Origin of the sequence: Salipiger sp. D13, assembly GCF_003703915.1 — a bacterium.
Classification (GTDB): Bacteria; Pseudomonadota; Alphaproteobacteria; order Rhodobacterales; family Rhodobacteraceae; genus Salipiger; species Salipiger profundus.
Window position 1 is genome coordinate 824,764 of record NZ_ML112590.1, and the last position, 16,451, is coordinate 841,214.

Below are 16,451 nucleotides of genomic sequence, written 5' to 3' on the forward strand. Positions count from 1 at the left end.
GAGGGGCTGGCCCCTCGCCGGCCCTGCCGGCGCCACGCGCCCGAAACGCAGGGCCAGCACAGCCCCGCGTCACGCCGTGCCTCAGGCCGCCTCGGTCGCCGCCTTGCGCGGCGTGCTGGCGTTGGCGTCGATGAACTCCAGCACCAGCGGGCGGATGTTGTTGCGCCAGCTCCGGCCCGCGAAGATGCCGTAGTGGCCCGCGCCCGGCTCGAGGTGGCTCGCCTTCTTCGACGCCGGCAGCCCGGTGCAGAGATCCAGCGCCGCAACGCACTGGCCCGGGGCCGAGATGTCGTCGTTCGCACCTTCGACGGTCTTCACGGCCACGTCGGTGATCTTGCCGATGTCGACCTTGTGGCCGTCGACCACGAAGTCGTTCGCCGCGATCTCGCCGTTCTTGAAGATCCGCTCCACCGTGGAAAGGTAGAACTCCGCCGGCATGTCCATCACCGCGAGATACTCGTCGTAGAAGCGGTTATGGGCGTCGTGGTCCTTGGCCTCACCACGCGTCACCCGCAGGATCTGCTCGTTGAAGGCCTTCGAGTGCCGCTCGGCGTTCATCGACATGAAGGACGTGAGCTGCAGAAGTCCCGGGTAGACCAGCCGGCCGACGCCGGGATACTTGAAGCCCACGCGCTGGATCATCGCCTCTTCCAACTGGCCCATGGTCACGCGGTTGCCGAAGTCGGTCACGTCCGTAGGCGTCGCGTCGGGGTCGATCGGCCCTCCGATCAGCGTCAGCGTGCGCGGCTGCGCCTCGGGCTCGAGCTCGGCGAGATAGGCGGTCGCCGCCAGCGTCAGCGGCGCCGGCTGGCAGACCGCGATGACGTTGGTCTCGGGCCCCATCTCGCGCATGAAGTCCATGAGGTAGAGCGTGTAGTCCTCGATATCGAACTTGCCGCAGCTGACCGGGATGTCGCGCGCGTTCTTCCAGTCGGTGACGTAGACCTCGGCATCGGGGATGAGCGAGATCACCGTCGAGCGCAGCAGCGTCGCGTAGTGGCCCGACATCGGCGCCACCAGCAGGATCTTGCGCGGCTTCTCCTCGCGTCCGACCACGTTGAAGTGGATGAGGTTGCCGAAGGACTTCTCGACCACCGTGTCGATCTGGACGAGGTGGTCCTTGCCGTCGTTGCAGGTGATGGTGCGGATGCCCCAGCTCGGCTTGACGACCATGCGCTCGAAGCTGCGCTCGGTGACTTCGCCCCAGGCGGTCATCCAGGTGATCATCGGGTTGGGGATCGCGGCGAGGGCCGGATAGGACCCCATCGCCTTTGCCGTCGCACCCAGCCACTGGTTGGTGTTGCGAAGGGTTTCCATCAGGTCGTAGGTCGCCATGTAGCGCATGAGCGAGTCTCCTGTGTCGTGGCCGGCTCGGGCAGTCTGACCCGGCGCCCCCTTCCACTGCGACCGGGACCTTACCTTTGTCAAACCAATTCGCCGCTTTACCGCAAGGCAAGCGCCTCGTTAATGTCGGTCAGGAGGAAGATAGGGGGGATTCGTGCTCATGACAACAAATGCTGGCGTCATCAGCCCGGACCGCGAGGCACTTGAGGCCAATATGGCCAAGATCGAGCAATTGTCGCAGCGCCTGCTCGACGCCCTTGCACGGCGCAAGCCAATCAACCATTCGCTGCACGGCCCCGAGCCCGGCCTCTACGCCGAGGCGATGCAGGCCTACTGGCAAGAGTGGATGAAGAACCCCACCAAGGTCTTCGAGCAGCAGGTCGGCTACTGGGGCAAGTCGCTGTCGCACTTCATGGAAGCGCAGCAGGCGCTGGCCGAGGGCAAGCTCGCCCCGCCCGAGGACACCGGCCCCAAGGATCGGCGCTTCAAGAACCCGCTGTGGGACAGCCACCCCTACTTCAACTTCATCAAGCAGCAGTATCTCATCAACGCCGAGGCGATCCGCAACGCCGTCGACGAGATCGAGGAGCTCGACCCCACCGAAAAGCGCCGCCTTCGCTACTTCGCGCAGCAGATCACCGACATGATGGCGCCGACGAATTTCTTCGCCACCAATCCCGACGCGCTGCAGAAGGCGGTCGAGACCGAGGGCGCGAGCCTCGTGAAGGGGCTCGAGAACCTCGTTGCGGATCTCGAAGCCAACAACGGCGAGCTCGTCGTGCGGCTGGCCGACGAAGAGGCCTTCACCATCGGTGAGAACATCGCAACCGCCAAGGGCGAGGTCGTCTGGCGCAACCGGATGATGGAGCTCATCCAGTATTCGCCGACCACCGAGAAGGTGCACGAGACGCCGATCGTGCTGTTTCCGCCGTGGATCAACAAGTTCTACATCCTCGACCTGAAGCAGCAGAACAGCCTCATCCGCTGGATCGTCGACCAGGGCTACACGCTCTTCGTGGTCAGCTGGGTGAACCCCGACGAGAGCTACCGCGACGTCGGGCTCGAGGACTACATCGAGGACGGCTACCTCACAGCCATGCGCCTCGTGCGCGAAATTTGCGGCGTCGAGAAGATCAACGCGGTGGGCTACTGCATCGCCGGCACCACGCTGGCGCTTACGCTCTCGCTGCTGAAGAAGCGCGGCGACAAGCAGATCAAGTCCGCGACCTTCTTCACGACGCTCACCGACTTCAGCGATCAGGGCGAGTTCACGCCCTTCCTGCAGAACGACTTCATCGACGGGATCGAGCAGGAGGTGGCCCGCAGCGGCATCCTCAAGAGCTTCATCATGTCGCGCACCTTCTCGTTCCTGCGCTCCACCGATCTCATCTACACGCCGGCGATCCGCTCCTACATGATGGGCGAGACGCCCCCGGCCTTCGACCTGCTCTACTGGAACGGCGACGGGGCCAACCTGCCCGGCCGCATGGCGATGCAGTATCTGCGCGGGCTCTGCCAGCGCAACGAGTTCTCCGAGGGCCGCTTCGAGCTGATGGGCGAGACGCTCGACCTCGCCGATGTCGATGTGCCGCTGATCTCGATCACTGCCGAGACCGATCACATCGCCGCCTGGAAGGACTGCTACCGCGGCGTGCAGAAGATGGGTGCGCGCTCGAAGACCTTCGTGCTGTCGCAGTCCGGCCATATCGCCGGCATCGTGAACCCGCCCAGCAAGAAGAAATACGGTCACTACCTGAACCCCGACCTGAAGCTCTCGGCGGACGACTGGCAGGCGCAGGCAGACTTCCACGAGGGCTCGTGGTGGCCGGCCTGGGAGGCATGGCTCAAGAAGCGGTCAGGCAAGCTGGTTCCGGCTCGCACGCCCGGCGATTCGGAGCATCCGCCGCTTTGCCCGGCGCCCGGAACTTACGTCAGCGTAAAGGCCAATCAATAAATTCAGCGAGTTGCACATTAGTGCTGCGTTGCAGAAATTTTCCTTGAAATGCTGCACTGCAGCATTCATATTGAAGTCAGCCGATGAATGCGGGGGGTGGGCCCCCGGGGCAGACAGACAGGAACTTTTGCAATGGCAACCGCGAAGACCCAAGACTTCACCACCGTCATGAAAGACATGATGGGTGCGTTCCCCGTCGACACCAAGGCGATGGACGAAGCGTTCAAGACCACCGCGACCCTGAACGAGAAGCTCTCGGCCGTGGCGCTCGAGGCCGCCGAGAAGTCGACCGAGATTTCCGCGAAGTGGACCAAGGACACGCTCGCCAAGCTCAACGACATGTCGAAGGTCAAGAAAGAGCCGGCAGACTACGCCAAGGCAATGACCGATTTCGCCTCCGCGCAGGCCGAAGTCGCCGCCGAGAACATGGCCGCCTACGCCGAGATCGCGAAGAAGGTCCAGATGGACACCGTCGAACTGATGATGGCGGCTGGCAAGGACTTCAGCGAGGACGCGACCGCGGCCATGAAGAAGGCCACCGACGACATGACCTCGGCGGCCAAGAAGGCCACCGCGAAGTAAGTCGGTAACGGCGCCCGTCCTTTCAGGGCGCTGCGATCGGAATTGCGCCCCTCTCCTCCCAACCCGGCGCAATTGGATGGGGCGGTCTCGCATTCTCGAGCCCGCCCCTTTTCATCTTCCGGCGATCGTCGGGTCCCGGCCCGGCATTTGTGCAGCCCGGCGGGAGGTGCGTGAAAGTTTTCTGAAACGGCGCACGCAGGGGTTGAATCGCTGCACTGCAGAAATGACATATTCGACCGACGCCACTGGCGTTCAACCGCCGCGAATCCCCGAAGGAGGAGATAGACGATGGCAAATTCCCAGGATTTCACCGCGACCCTCAAGGAAATGATGGGCGCCTTCCCGATGGACACCGCCGCGTTCGAGGACGCGTGGAAGACCTCCGCGGGCTACAGCGAAAAGGCGACCTCGATCGCGCTCGACGCCGCCGGCAAGACCACCGACATCTCGATGGGCTGGACGATGGAAACGCTCGGCCGCATGGGTGAGCTGGCCAAGGCGAAGCCCGCGCCGACCGACTACGCGCAGGCCATGGCCGATTTCGCCAGCGCCCAGATGACCAGCGTCAGCGACCACATGACCGCGCTGACCGACGTCGCGCGCAGCATGCAGGCCGAGACGCTCGAGCTGATGATGTCGGCTGGCAAGGAGGTCGCGGACGACGCCACCGCCAACGCCACCACCGCGGCCAAGGCAACGGAAACCGCGACCAACAAGAGCGCGTCGGCCGCGCGCAGCACCACGCGCAAGACCACGGCTGCTGCCAAGAAGACGACCGAGGCCGCCGCCAGCGCCGCCGAGGCGCCGAAGACCGACGCCAACTGAGCGCGACGAACCGTCTGACAAAAAAACGCGGCCCCGACGGGGCCGCGTTTTTCGTTTCCAGAGCTTGCGCCCCGTGCTGCGCGTCAGGGTGGGCGTCCCGCCCACCCCGCCGGGCCGCGATCAGTTGACGATGGTCGCCTCGGTGGCGGCGCGGATGTCGTCCTCGGTCACGTCGGGCGCCGTCTCGACGATCTTCAGACCGCCCTCGACAACGTCGAGCACACCGAGGTTGGTGATGATCCGGTCGACCACCCCCGTCCCGGTGAGCGGCAGCGTGCATTCCTTCAGCAGCTTGCTCTCGCCGTGCTTGTTCTGGTGATCCATCACCACGACGACCTTCTTCACGCCGGCCACGAGGTCCATCGCACCGCCCATGCCCTTCACGAGCTTGCCGGGGATCATCCAGTTGGCAAGGTCACCGTTCTCGGCCACTTCCATGGCGCCGAGGATCGCAGCGGCGATCTTGCCGCCCCGGATCATGCCGAAGGACATGGCGCTGTCGAAATAGGCCGTCTTGGGCAGCTCTGTGATGGTCTGCTTGCCGGCGTTGATCAGGTCTGGGTCCTCTTCGCCCTCGTAGGGGAACGGGCCCATGCCAAGCATGCCGTTCTCGGACTGCAGCGTGATCTCCTTGTCGCCGACGTAGTTGGCGACAAGCGTCGGGATGCCGATCCCGAGGTTCACGTACATGCCGTCTTCGAGTTCCTCCGCCGCGCGCGCGGCCATCTGATTGCGATCCCAGGGCATCAGGCTTCCTCCCGCTTGCGCGTCGTGACTTTCTCGATCCGCTTCTCGTGCTCGCCCTGAATGATGCGATGCACATAGATCCCCGGCAGGTGGATGTGATCGGGGTCGAGCTCGCCCGGTTCGACGATCTCTTCCACTTCCATCACGCAGATCTTGCCGCACATGGCGGCCGGCGGGTTGAAGTTGCGCGCGGTCTTGCGGAACACGCAGTTGCCGCTGGTGTCGGCCTTCCACGCCTTCACGATCGAGAGGTCCGCGAAGATGCCTTCCTCGAGGATGTAGTGCTCGCCGTTGAAGACCTTCACTTCCTTGCCTTCGCCGATCTGCGTGCCGTAGCCGGTCTTGGTGTAGAAGCCCGGGATGCCGCTGCCGCCGGCGCGCATGCGCTCGGCCAGCGTGCCCTGCGGGTTGAACTCGAGCTCGAGCTCGCCCGACAGGTACTGCCGCATGAACTCGGCGTTCTCGCCGACGTAGGACGACATCATCTTCTTGATCTGCTTGGTGTCGAGCAGCTTGCCGAGCCCGAACCCGTCGACGCCGCAGTTGTTCGAGGCGATGGTCAGGTCCTTCACGCCGCTGTCGACGATGGCGTCGATCAGAAGCTCTGGAATGCCGCACAGGCCGAAGCCGCCGGCGGCGATGAGCATCTCATCACGCAGCAGCCCGTCAAGCGCCTCGGCGGCGGAGCCGTAGACTTTCTTCATGGAATTCTCCCCTCCTGAAGCTATTGCCAGAGGTTGTGCCGCGCCGCAGCAGCAGAGTCAACGCGAGCGGCACCTCAGCCCGATGCCGGACCAAGGCTGCTCCGCGCGCGGCTCAGATCACGCGGACCTGCGTGCCGATGGGGCAGATCTGGAAGAGCTCGGCGATCTTCTCGTTGTAGAGACCGATGCACCCGTCGGAACTGCGACGCCCGATCTTGCGGGTGTCGTGCGTGCCATGGATGATATAGGCGGGCCAGCCCAGGTACATCGCGTGGGTGCCAAGCGGGTTGTCCGGGCCCGGCGGGATCGGTTCCCAGTCGGGAAAACGCTCGAGCTGCGACGGCGTCGGCGTCCACGACGGCCCGACCTTCTTGCGCACGATCTCGGTATATCCGCGCTTGGTCAGCTCGTCGGTCTTCGGCACCGAGGTCGGGTAGACCCGGTAATCGGTCCCGGTGGCATCCCAGTAGTGCAACGCGCGCGAGGTCGTGTCGCAGACGATGCACGCCTTGCCCAGCGTATCGAAGTGATCACGCCAGTCCTGCATGCGGAAACTGGAGATGTTGTTTCGGTGGATTGTCTGGGCCCGCGCCACGGCGGGCACGAGCGGCATCAGGAGCGTGGCACCGAGCGCGCCGAGAAGGGCGCGACGGGTAAGCTGCGACTCGGGCATGACATGACCTTTCGCTGTCAAAGGTGATGTCGCGCTACTTATCGCCGGCCCCCGCAAAGGCCAGTCACGTATCGGTGCGCACGCCCGCCCGGGCGGAAAATCGCCGCCCGCGGCGCACGCGCCACCGTCACGCGCAGGGCGTCACTCGTCGTCGGACGCCTTGGTGGTCTTCGCGGCCGGCTTCTTTGCCGCAGCCTTGCGCGTGGTGGTCTTCTTCGCGGCGGTCTTCTTCGCCGGCGCCTTCTTGGCCGTCGTCTTCTTCGCTGGCGTCTTCTTGGCAGCGGTCTTCTTGCCACCCTTCTTCGCCTGCTTCTCGGCGATCAACTCGAGCGCCTGCTCGAGCGTCACGTCCTCGGGCTCGCTGTCCTTGGGCAGGGTCGCGTTGACCTTCTCCCACTTCACGTAAGGACCATAGCGCCCCTCGTAGACCGCGATCTTGCCACCATCGGGATGGTCACCCAGCTGCTTGAGCGCCTTGGCCGCGGCGCCACGCCCCCGGCCCGGATTCGCGCGCTTCTCGGCCAGCAGTTCAACCGCGTGGTTCATGCCGATCTCGAAAACCTCCTGGAATTCCTTGAGGTTGACGTAGACCGGTTTCTCCTCGTCGGGGGCCTGGTGCATGATGTAGGGGCCGAAACGCCCGAGGTTCGACTTGATCTCGCCACCATCGGGATGCATCCCGACCACTCGCGGCAGGGTCAGCAGCGTCAGCGCCTTCTCGAGCGTCATGTCGTCGGGCGACCAACCGGGCATGTATTGCCCGCGCGCCTTGGGCAGCGACGCGCGCGGCGGCTTCTTGTTCTCGGGCGTCGGCTCGCCGCGCTGGACGTAGGGGCCGAAGCGGCCCGCCTTCAGCCAGATCTCGTCGCCGTCGTCATGGCCAAGCAGCCGCTCTTCGCCGTCGGCACCCTCGCCCGCGATGGGCCGGGTGTAGGTGCACTCGGGGTAGTTGCCGCAACCGACGAACCCGCCGGTGCGCGAGGTCTTGAGGTGCAGCCGCCCCTGCCCGCACTTCGGACAGATGCGCGGGTCGGACCCGTCCTCGCGCGGCGGGTAGAGCTGCGGCGCCAGCGCGTCGTCGAGCACGTCGAGCACCTCGGCGATGCGCAGCTCGGAAGTCTCGGCGATCGCCGCCGAGAAATCGCGCCAGAACTTGCCCAGCAGCGCCTTGTAGTCCATCTCGCCGGCCGAGACCTCGTCGAGCTCGTTCTCGAGCTCGGCGGTAAACTCGTAGCCGACATACTTGCGGAAGAAGTTCAGCAGGAAGATCGTGACGATCCGGCCCTTGTCCTCGGGGATCAGGCGGTTCTGCTCCTTGCGGACGTATTCGCGGTCCTGGATCGTGCCGATGACGCTGGCGTAGGTCGAGGGCCGGCCGATGCCGAGCTCTTCCATCTTCTTGACCAGCGTCGCCTCGGTGTAGCGCGGCGGCGGCTGGGTGTGGCTCTGGGTGGCGAGGACGGCGCCGTTTTCGGCCAGCACTGCGGCCGAAGAGGCCTGCATGCCGGCGCTGCCGCTGTCGACCACGTCGTCGCCCTTATCGCTCGCCTTGTCGAACTGCGCCTGCAGGGTCGACATGGCAAAGGCGGCGGGCTCGCCCTCCATGATCTGCGGCAGGCGCTTGTCGTCGTCGTCGGAGACGTCGTCGCGGCCCTCTTCGTAGACCTTGAGGAAGCCGTCGAAGGTGATGACCTGCCCGGTCGCCCGCAGGCCGACCTGCTGATCTTCCGAGGCGATCTCGACCGTGGTCCGCTCGAGCCTCGCGGCCTCCATCTGGCAGGCCAGCGTGCGCTTCCAGATCAGGTCGTAGAGCTTGCGCTGGTCGTCCTCGCGCAGCTTGAGGCTCGCCGCGTCCTTCGTCATGTCGGTTGGGCGGATGCACTCGTGCGCTTCCTGCGCGTTCTTCGCCTTGTTCTTGTAGATGCGCGGGCTGCCCGGCACGTATTCCTTGCCGTAGCGGTCGGCGATGGCGTCACGGCAGGCGCCGACCGCCTCGGGGGCCATGTCGATGCCGTCGGTCCGCATGTAGGTGATGTGCCCGGCCTCGTAGAGCCGCTGTGCCGCGTTCATGCAGACCCGCGCGCCCATGCCGAACTTGCGGCTCGCCTCCTGCTGGAGGGTCGAGGTCATGAAGGGCGCCGACGGATTGCGAGTCGAGGGCTTGGCTTCGACGCTGGCGATCTTGAGCTTGCGCGAGGCCACGGCCTGCACCGCGAGCTCGGCCTGCGTCGCGTTCTCGAGGTCGAACCGGTCGAGCTTCTTGCCGCCCAGCACGGTGAGCCGTGCCTCGTACTCCTGGCCGCGCGGGGTGCTGAGCAGCGCCTTGACCTGCCAGTATTCGCGGGGATCGAAGGCCTCGATCTCCATCTCGCGCTCGACGATGAGCCGCAGGCAGACCGACTGCACGCGGCCGGCCGAGCGCGCGCCGGGCAGCTTGCGCCAGAGCACCGGGCTGAGGTTGAAGCCGACAAGATAGTCGAGCGCGCGACGGGCAAGATAGGCCTCGACCAGCGGCGCGTCGATCTCGCGCGGGTTCTGCATCGCCTCGGTCACCGCGGTCTTGGTGATCGCGTTGAAGGTCACGCGGCTGACGTCGGTGTCCTTCTTGATCGAGCGGCGCTTTGTCAGCGCCTCGCGCAGGTGCCACGAAATCGCCTCTCCCTCGCGATCGGGGTCAGTGGCGAGGATCAGGGCGTTGTCGGTTTTCAGCGCCTCGGCGATGGCGGCGACATGCTTGCGCGAGTCGTTCGCGATCTCCCATTTCATGTCGAAATCATGGTCGGGATCGACCGATCCGTCCTTGGGAGGCAGGTCGCGGACGTGCCCGTAGGACGCCAGGACGGTGTAGTCGGACCCCAGATACTTGTTGATTGTCTTGGCTTTGGCCGGGGATTCGACAACGACGACAGGCATGAAGTGACCACCTTTCCTGGGAGACGTCCACGGACTTTTGCGCGGGCCGCGTATGGCGGCGCAAGATGTGGGGTGCAAGGGGGAAATGTCAATCCGACCTCCGTGTCGCAGGCGGCACGCCCCCTTTGGCACAGGGCGTTCGGGGGGGCTTTCGGGGCGCTCAGACCCGCGACAGCAACCCGCCCGGGCGCCGCTCGATGCGGCCCTCGATCTCGAGATCGGTGAGCGCGGGAGAGACGCGATCCGACGGCGCGCCGAGGTCGCGGATGAGCTGGTCCTCGGCCAGCGGCGAGGGCCCGAGCCGCGACAGGATCTCGCGGTGAAGTGCCGCCGTGTCGCGCAGGCTGCGGGTCTCGGGCGGTGCGGGCGGGATGACCGGCTGGGCGGGTGTCTCTGCGGAAGGGGGCGGCTCGAATGGAAGGGCCGGCTGCACCGCGTCGCGTGGCGCTTTTCCGTGGCCCGACAACAGCGGCCCGACGGCCTCGATCACGTCGGCGGCGTTGCGCACCAGCCGGGCGCCGTCGCGGATGAGGATGTTGCAGCCCCCTGCCCGCGCGTCGAGCGGATGGCCCGGCACCGCGAGCACCTCGCGGCCCTCGTCGAGCGCGCAGCGGGCGGTGATGAGGGAGCCCGACTTCGCCGCTGCCTCGACCACGACGGTGGCCGCCGCCATGCCCGAGACAATGCGGTTGCGAGCGGGGAAATGCCGCGCCTGCGGTTGCATTCCGAACGGCTGCTCCGAAACGATGGCGCCGCCCTCGGCGCGGATCTGCTCGGCAAGGCGGCTGTTCTCGGCCGGGTAGAGCACGTCGGCGCCGCCGGCGAGCACGGCGACGGTGCCGGTCTCGACCGCGGCGGCATGGGCGGCGGCATCGACGCCACGGGCCAGCCCCGAGGCCACGACGATGCCTTCCTCACCCAGTCCCCGTGCGAGCGCACGCGCCATCCGTGTGCCCAGCGACGAGGCGTTGCGCGCGCCCACGAGCGCCACCGTCGGGCGCATGAGCGTCGCGGGCGCCCCGGCGACCCAGAGGAACGGTGGCGGGTCTGAGATGTCGGACAAAAGCGGCGGATAGCCGGGCGCGCCCCGGAACACGAGATGTGCGCCGTGCAGCCTGGCAGCCTTCATCTCGGAGAGCGCCACGCCCTCGGGGCAGATGGCGTAATTCTCGACCCCGGCGGCGGCGGCCACGGCAGGCAGCGCGTCAAGCGCCGCCTGCGCGCTGCCATGCTCTGCCAGGAGTCGCCAGAAGGTCATCACGCCGACACGGCGCGAGCGCAAGAGACGGAGCCAGGCGAACCGATCCTCTTCCGTGGTGGGTGGGAGTGGGGGGTGAGTGGAAGATAAGCTGCTGCTGTCCTCGGTCATCCCTGTGCCCCGTCTGCTTGCAGGGAGAGTCGTAGACCACGCATTCTTAATTGCAGGTAAACCAAGCAGCGGCTCCAACGAAAAAGGCCGACCGGGCCGCCCTGAGAGGCGCAGCCAGACCGGCCCTTGCCGCGTTACGGCTCAAATCAGGTCTGGGCGCCGCCCACGGTCAGCCCGCCGATCATCACCGTCGGCTGGCCGACGCCCACCGGAACCCACTGGCCCTGCTTGCCGCAGTTGCCCATGCCGGGATCGAGCGCCATGTCGTTGCCGATCGCCCGGATGTGCTGCAGCGCCGTGGCGCCGTCACCGATCAGCGTGGCGCCCTTGACCGGCGCGCCGACCTTTCCGTTCTTCACGCGGTAGGCCTCGGTGCAGGAGAAGACGAACTTGCCGTTGGTGATGTCGACCTGTCCGCCGCCGAAGCCTGTCGCCCAGATCCCGTCCTTGAGGTCGGCCACGATGTCGCCCGGCGCCACGTCTCCGCCCAGCATGTAGGTGTTGGTCATGCGCGGCATCGGCGCATGGGCGTAGCTCTCGCGCCGCCCGTTGCCGGTGGGTTCGACACCCATCAGCCGCGCGTTCTGCCGGTCCTGCATGTAGCCCACGAGGATGCCGTCCTCGATCAGCACGTTCTTGCCCGAAGGCGTGCCCTCGTCGTCCACGGTAATCGAGCCGCGCCGGTCGGGGATGGTGCCGTCGTCGAGCACGGTCACGCCGGGCGCCGCGACGCGCCGCCCCATGAGCCCCGCGAAAGCCGACGAGCCCTTGCGGTTGAAGTCGCCCTCGAGCCCGTGGCCCACCGCCTCGTGCAGCAGGATGCCCGGCCAGCCGGGGCCCAGCACGATGTCCATGACACCCGCCGGGGCCGGCTCCGCCGAGAGGTTGACCAGCGCGATCCGGAGCGCCTCGCGCGCCTTGGCCTGCCAGTCCGCGGGCGCGATCAGCCCGTCGAGCGCGAAGCGGCCGCCACCCGAAGCGCTGCCCTGCTCGCGGATGCCGTTTTCCTCGACGATCACGCTGACGGTGACGCGCGTCATCGGGCGGATATCCGTCACCAGCGTGCCCTCGGGGCGCAGGATGGCGACCTCCTGGCAGCTCGCGGCAATGGTGGCGGTGACCTGCACCACGCGGCGGTCGAGCTCGCGGGCATAGGCGTCGATCTCGCGCAGGGTGTCGATCTTTACCGGGAAGGCCTGCCCAGCGATCGGGTCGGCATCGCTGTAGAGCTTGCGGTTGGTGCCCGCCGGCGGCGGGGCCAGCACGCCCCCGCCATCGCCCACCGCCAGCCGCGCGGTCTCGGACGCGCGCTGGATGGCCGTTTCGGAAAGCTCGGTGGCATGGGCGTAACCGGTGACCTCGCCTTTCACGGCGCGCAGGCCGAATCCCTCGGAGGCGTCGTAGCTGGCCGTCCTGATTCGGCCATCGTCCAGCACCAGCGCCTCCGCCCGTCGCCGTTCGAGAAAGAGTTCGCCGTCCTCGGCACCGTCGAGGGAAGCGCGCAGCTGTGCCAGCGCGCGATCCATGTCAAGCGCGGTTTCAAAGGGGCGAAAAGGGGCGTCGGGCATCATTTCCTCGTCTTATTTGATCCAGATCAAAAAAAGCGCGTTTTTGCCGCAAGCGACCGGCTTTATTTGGTACACGATCTGTGCTTTTTAAAGAGCGGAACAGAGGGAGGAGGACCCTCCCGGGTGCACCGCCCCGGGGCTGATCCTCCTGCGAATGAAGAAGAACGACAACCGGATCAGGTGACATATGCGTAAGATTTCGATGCTGACGGGACTGATGTCCAGTCTACTGGCCGCACCCGCCATCGCCCAGGACCTGGAAGTGGTGGGCCGGCCGCATCAGGGGGGAATCGGCTTCCAGCCCGCCGCGACAGAGCTCGCGCGCGATCTGCAGTGGCTCGACGGGATGCTGCTCATCATCATCACGGCGATCTGCGTGCTCGTCGTCGGGCTGCTGATCTACGCGTTCATCCGCTACAACCGCCGCAGCAATCCCAACCCGTCCGCCTTCACCCACAACACTCCGGTCGAGGTCGCCTGGACCGTGGGTCCGATCCTGATCCTCGTGGTGATCGGTGCGTTCTCGCTGCCGATCCTGTTCAAGCAGCAGGAAATTCCCGAGGGCGACGTCATCGTGAAGGTCACCGGCTACCAGTGGTACTGGGGGTATGAATACGTCGGCGAAGACCTCGCATACGACAGCTACATGATCGGCGCCCCGGCCACCGGCGGCGACAACCGCCTGACCCCGGCGGTCGAGGAGCAGCTGGTCGAGGCCGGCTACACCCGCGACGAATGGCTGCTCGCGACCGACACCTCCGTGGTCGTGCCCGTGGGCGCCACCGTGGTCATGCAGGTCACCGGCGCGGACGTGATCCACTCGTGGACGATCCCCGCCTTCGGCGTGAAGCAGGACGCGGTCCCGGGCCGTATCGCGGAACTGTGGTTTGAGGCGGAGCGCGAAGGCGTGTATTTCGGCCAGTGCTCGGAACTCTGCGGCATCAGCCACGCCTACATGCCGATCACCGTCAAGGTCGTCAGCCAGGAAGCCTACGACGCATGGCTTGCCGCGTCCAAGGAAGAAGGCTGGTACACCGACGTGCGCCAGTACCTGGCCAGCTCCTGATCCGGGCTCAAGGCGCGCCCCTCGACCTCGGGGCGCGCGCTCTCCCCTGCCCAAGACCTGAAAGACCGTAAGACCCGATGACCGATCTCAGCACCAACAGCACCCTCGGCAGCAGCCAGCCCGGCGAGGCACAGCTAGGCGACTATTTCGCCCTGCTGAAGCCCCGGGTGATGACGCTGGTCGTGTTCACCGCCTTCGTCGGCCTGCTGGCCGCGCCGGTGCCGGTACACCCGTTCATCGGCTTTTGCGCCATCCTGTTCATCGCCGTCGGCGGCGGGGCCTCGGGGGCGCTCAACATGTGGTGGGACGCGGACATCGACGGCGTGATGAAGCGCACCGCGAAGCGGCCCATCCCCGCCGGCCGCGTCGAGCCGGGCGAAGCGCTGGGGCTCGGGCTCGCGCTTTCGGCCTTTTCCTGCGTGTTCCTCGGCCTCGCGACCAACTGGCTTGCCGGTGGCCTGCTCGCCTTCACCATCTTTTTCTACGTGGTCATCTACACAATGTGGCTGAAGCGCTCGACGCCGCAGAACATCGTGATCGGCGGCGCCGCCGGGGCCTTCCCCCCGATGATCGGCTGGGCCGCCGCGACCGGCTCGGTGAGCGTCGAGGCCATCCTGATGTTCTCGCTCACCTTCATGTGGACACCGCCGCACTTCTGGGCGCTGGCGCTGTTCATGCGCTCGGACTACGACGACGCGGGCGTGCCGATGCTGACCGTCACGCACGGGCGCCGTTCGACCCGCGTGCACATTCTCGTCTACACCCTGCTGCTGGCCGCGCTGGCCGTGGGCACCGCCTTCACATCGGTCGGCGGCCCGGTCTACCTTGCAGTGGCGCTGGTGCTGAACGCGCTCTTCATCAAGGGCGCATGGGACATCTTCCGCCGCGACGAGGCGGCGTCGGAAACGGACAACTACAAGACCGAGAAGCGCTTCTTCAAGCTGTCGCTGCTCTACCTCTTCGCGCATTTCGGCGCGATCCTGGTCGAGGCCGGCCTGTCGCGCTTCGGTCTGGGAGGCTGGTGATGAGCATTTCCAAGCAACACGAGCTGCACAAGCGGCGGCTGGGCCGGAACGTGGGCGTGGGCCTGCTGCTGGCGGCCTTCATCGCCATCGTCTTCGGCATGACCGTGGTGAAGGTCACCAACGGCAATTTCTCCGCCGCGCTGCAGCGTGACGCGCAGGTGCAGAATGGCAATTGAGAAGCAGAACAAGACGCTCCTGATGCTCGTCGGGGTCGTGCTCTTCATGGGCGCGATGGCCTGGGCCTCGGTCCCGTTCTACAACTGGTTCTGCCGGGTGACCGGCTTCGCGGGCACCACCAACGTCGCCGAGGGCCCGGCGGGCGAGATCCTCGACCGCACCATCAAGGTCCGCTTCGACGGCTCGGTGAACCGCGACTTCCCGTGGGAATTCAAGCCCGCGCAGACCGAGATGACCCTGCGCATCGGCGAAGATGGGCTGGCCTTCTACGAGGCCTACAACCCCACCGACCGGCCGATCGCCGGCCAAGCCTCCTACAACGTCTACCCCTACGAGGCAGGAGGTTTCTTCAACAAGGTGGAGTGCTTCTGCTTCACAGAGCAGGTGCTGATGCCCGGCGAACGGGTGCAGATGCCGGTGAGCTTCTTCGTCGACCCCGAGATCGTCGACGACCGCGACGCGAAATACACCAAGCACATCACGCTCAGCTATACCTTCTACGAGATCGACCTGCCCGAGGACGTGCAGGCCGCGCTCGATGACAAGACCGCGGACGACGAAACGTCCGTCAACTGATCGCCGCACCAACGAGGGACACGAAGGACAACAAGATGGCGCACGCTAAGAACCACGACTACCATATTCTGAACCCCTCCATCTGGCCGTTCATGGCCGCGGTGGCCTCGTTCGTCATGCTCTTTGGACTGGTCCTCTGGATGCACGACAGCGGCCCCTGGATCTTCCTCGCCGGCTTCGTCGGCGTGCTCTACGTCATGTTCGGCTGGTGGTCCGACGTGATCTCCGAGAGCCGCGTCGGCGACCACACGCCTGTCGTGCAGATCGGCCTGAAGTACGGCTTCATCCTCTTCATCATGTCCGAGGCGATGTTCTTCTTCGCGTGGTTCTGGAGCTTCTTCAAGCACGCCATGTACCCGATGGGCCCGAACTCGCCCGCACAGGACGGCGTCTGGCCGCCCGCCGGGATCGAGACCTTCGACCCGTGGCACCTGCCGCTGATCAACACCATGATCCTGCTGCTCTCGGGCTGTGCCGCGACATGGGCACACCACGCGCTCGTTCATGAGAACAACCGCCAGGACATGAAGTGGGGCCTGACCATCGCCATCGTGCTCGGCGTGATCTTCTCGATCTTCCAGGCCTACGAGTACAGCCACGCGGCCTTCGGCTTTTCGGGCAACATCTACGGCGCCAACTTCTTCATGGCGACCGGCTTCCACGGCGCGCACGTGATCATCGGCACGATCTTCCTCTTCGTCTGCCTGCTGCGGCTGATGAAGGGCGATTTCACGCCCACCAAGCACGTCGGCTTCGAGGCCGCGGCCTGGTACTGGCACTTCGTCGACGTGGTCTGGCTGTTCCTCTTCGCCGCCGTCTACGTCTGGGGCGGTTGAGCCCGGCACCATTCGGGTGGGCGGATCGCCCACCCTACGCGACCAACAGAGCGGGCCCCGGGGTCCGCTCTTTTCATTTGGGCCCTGCCCCG

The 16,451-nt window shown here is 66.0% G+C and carries 15 protein-coding genes; 8 read left to right on the top strand and 7 right to left on the bottom strand.

Annotation, left to right across the window (positions count from 1 at the left end; genetic code table 11):
- Nucleotides 1–81: 81 nt before the first annotated feature.
- Nucleotides 82–1,344: a polyhydroxyalkanoate depolymerase gene (gene phaZ / locus D6860_RS03775; protein ID WP_076623933.1), complete on the bottom strand. Its 1,263-nt coding sequence runs from the start codon at nucleotides 1,342–1,344 to the stop codon at nucleotides 82–84.
- Nucleotides 1,345–1,504: 160 nt separating this feature from the next.
- Here phaZ and D6860_RS03780 point away from each other — a divergent pair, with 160 nt between their 5' ends.
- From D6860_RS03780 to D6860_RS03790, 3 genes are all read left to right on the top strand, one after another.
- The gene (locus tag D6860_RS03780) at nucleotides 1,505–3,298 is read left to right on the top strand and encodes a PHA/PHB synthase family protein (RefSeq protein ID WP_076623932.1); all 1,794 of its coding nucleotides are present in this window, start codon (nucleotides 1,505–1,507) and stop codon (nucleotides 3,296–3,298) included.
- Between the two features lie 132 nt (nucleotides 3,299–3,430).
- A complete protein-coding gene (locus D6860_RS03785; RefSeq protein WP_076623930.1) occupies nucleotides 3,431–3,880 on the top strand; it encodes a phasin family protein in 450 nt (149 codons plus the stop codon).
- A 288-nt stretch (nucleotides 3,881–4,168) separates the two neighbouring features.
- Nucleotides 4,169–4,705, top strand: a complete 537-nt coding sequence (locus tag D6860_RS03790; protein ID WP_076623928.1) for a phasin — start codon at nucleotides 4,169–4,171, stop codon at nucleotides 4,703–4,705.
- A 120-nt stretch (nucleotides 4,706–4,825) separates the two neighbouring features.
- Here D6860_RS03790 and D6860_RS03795 read toward each other — a convergent pair whose 3' ends face one another.
- The 6 genes from D6860_RS03795 to tldD form a co-directional block, all read right to left on the bottom strand.
- The gene (locus tag D6860_RS03795) at nucleotides 4,826–5,452 is read right to left on the bottom strand and encodes a 3-oxoacid CoA-transferase subunit B (protein ID WP_017469479.1); all 627 of its coding nucleotides are present in this window, start codon (nucleotides 5,450–5,452) and stop codon (nucleotides 4,826–4,828) included.
- Nucleotides 5,452–6,156 (bottom strand): CoA transferase subunit A, encoded by a 705-nt coding sequence (locus D6860_RS03800; protein ID WP_076623926.1) that lies wholly within the window; start codon nucleotides 6,154–6,156, stop codon nucleotides 5,452–5,454. Before D6860_RS03800 ends, D6860_RS03795 begins: the two co-directional genes overlap by 1 nt.
- A gap of 112 nt (nucleotides 6,157–6,268) precedes the next feature.
- Complete coding sequence (locus D6860_RS03805; protein ID WP_076623925.1) at nucleotides 6,269–6,829, bottom strand: L,D-transpeptidase; 561 nt, start codon at nucleotides 6,827–6,829, stop codon at nucleotides 6,269–6,271.
- A gap of 141 nt (nucleotides 6,830–6,970) precedes the next feature.
- On the bottom strand, nucleotides 6,971–9,742 hold the full coding sequence (gene topA / locus D6860_RS03810) for a type I DNA topoisomerase (protein WP_076623923.1): 2,772 nt from the start codon (nucleotides 9,740–9,742) through the stop codon (nucleotides 6,971–6,973).
- A gap of 160 nt (nucleotides 9,743–9,902) precedes the next feature.
- Nucleotides 9,903–11,111 carry a DNA-processing protein DprA gene (gene dprA / locus D6860_RS03815; protein ID WP_076623922.1) on the bottom strand — a complete coding sequence of 403 codons (1,209 nt, stop codon included), beginning with the start codon at nucleotides 11,109–11,111 and terminating at the stop codon, nucleotides 9,903–9,905.
- Nucleotides 11,112–11,257: 146 nt separating this feature from the next.
- The gene (tldD, locus tag D6860_RS03820) at nucleotides 11,258–12,679 is read right to left on the bottom strand and encodes a metalloprotease TldD (RefSeq protein WP_076625389.1); all 1,422 of its coding nucleotides are present in this window, start codon (nucleotides 12,677–12,679) and stop codon (nucleotides 11,258–11,260) included.
- A gap of 187 nt (nucleotides 12,680–12,866) precedes the next feature.
- Here tldD and coxB point away from each other — a divergent pair, with 187 nt between their 5' ends.
- The 5 genes from coxB (at nucleotide 12,867) to D6860_RS03840 (ending at nucleotide 16,359) form a co-directional block, all read left to right on the top strand.
- On the top strand, nucleotides 12,867–13,745 hold the full coding sequence (gene coxB, locus D6860_RS03825; RefSeq protein ID WP_017467323.1) for a cytochrome c oxidase subunit II: 879 nt from the start codon (nucleotides 12,867–12,869) through the stop codon (nucleotides 13,743–13,745).
- A 77-nt stretch (nucleotides 13,746–13,822) separates the two neighbouring features.
- A complete protein-coding gene (gene cyoE, locus D6860_RS03830) occupies nucleotides 13,823–14,770 on the top strand; it encodes a heme o synthase (protein ID WP_076623921.1) in 948 nt (315 codons plus the stop codon).
- Complete coding sequence (locus D6860_RS25160; RefSeq protein ID WP_017467325.1) at nucleotides 14,770–14,946, top strand: hypothetical protein; 177 nt, start codon at nucleotides 14,770–14,772, stop codon at nucleotides 14,944–14,946. Before cyoE ends, D6860_RS25160 begins: the two co-directional genes overlap by 1 nt.
- The gene (locus tag D6860_RS03835; RefSeq protein WP_076623920.1) at nucleotides 14,936–15,523 is read left to right on the top strand and encodes a cytochrome c oxidase assembly protein; all 588 of its coding nucleotides are present in this window, start codon (nucleotides 14,936–14,938) and stop codon (nucleotides 15,521–15,523) included. The genes D6860_RS25160 and D6860_RS03835 overlap by 11 nt, the downstream gene beginning before the upstream one ends.
- Nucleotides 15,524–15,558: 35 nt before the next feature.
- Nucleotides 15,559–16,359: a cytochrome c oxidase subunit 3 gene (locus tag D6860_RS03840; RefSeq protein WP_076623918.1), complete on the top strand. Its 801-nt coding sequence runs from the start codon at nucleotides 15,559–15,561 to the stop codon at nucleotides 16,357–16,359.
- Nucleotides 16,360–16,451: the final 92 nt, after the last annotated feature.

Bases quoted from the DNA above. Each gene is read 5' to 3' on its own strand.
- phaZ (WP_076623933.1), bottom strand. From the start codon at position 1,344: ATGCGCTACATGGCGACCTACGACCTGATGGAAACCCTTCGCAACACC.
- D6860_RS03780 (WP_076623932.1), top strand. From the start codon at position 1,505: ATGACAACAAATGCTGGCGTCATCAGCCCGGACCGCGAGGCACTTGAG.
- D6860_RS03785 (WP_076623930.1), top strand. From the start codon at position 3,431: ATGGCAACCGCGAAGACCCAAGACTTCACCACCGTCATGAAAGACATG.
- D6860_RS03790 (WP_076623928.1), top strand. From the start codon at position 4,169: ATGGCAAATTCCCAGGATTTCACCGCGACCCTCAAGGAAATGATGGGC.
- D6860_RS03795 (WP_017469479.1), bottom strand. From the start codon at position 5,452: ATGCCCTGGGATCGCAATCAGATGGCCGCGCGCGCGGCGGAGGAACTC.
- D6860_RS03800 (WP_076623926.1), bottom strand. From the start codon at position 6,156: ATGAAGAAAGTCTACGGCTCCGCCGCCGAGGCGCTTGACGGGCTGCTG.
- D6860_RS03805 (WP_076623925.1), bottom strand. From the start codon at position 6,829: ATGCCCGAGTCGCAGCTTACCCGTCGCGCCCTTCTCGGCGCGCTCGGT.
- topA (WP_076623923.1), bottom strand. From the start codon at position 9,742: ATGCCTGTCGTCGTTGTCGAATCCCCGGCCAAAGCCAAGACAATCAAC.
- dprA (WP_076623922.1), bottom strand. From the start codon at position 11,111: ATGACCGAGGACAGCAGCAGCTTATCTTCCACTCACCCCCCACTCCCA.
- tldD (WP_076625389.1), bottom strand. From the start codon at position 12,679: ATGCCCGACGCCCCTTTTCGCCCCTTTGAAACCGCGCTTGACATGGAT.
- coxB (WP_017467323.1), top strand. From the start codon at position 12,867: ATGCGTAAGATTTCGATGCTGACGGGACTGATGTCCAGTCTACTGGCC.
- cyoE (WP_076623921.1), top strand. From the start codon at position 13,823: ATGACCGATCTCAGCACCAACAGCACCCTCGGCAGCAGCCAGCCCGGC.
- D6860_RS25160 (WP_017467325.1), top strand. From the start codon at position 14,770: ATGAGCATTTCCAAGCAACACGAGCTGCACAAGCGGCGGCTGGGCCGG.
- D6860_RS03835 (WP_076623920.1), top strand. From the start codon at position 14,936: ATGGCAATTGAGAAGCAGAACAAGACGCTCCTGATGCTCGTCGGGGTC.
- D6860_RS03840 (WP_076623918.1), top strand. From the start codon at position 15,559: ATGGCGCACGCTAAGAACCACGACTACCATATTCTGAACCCCTCCATC.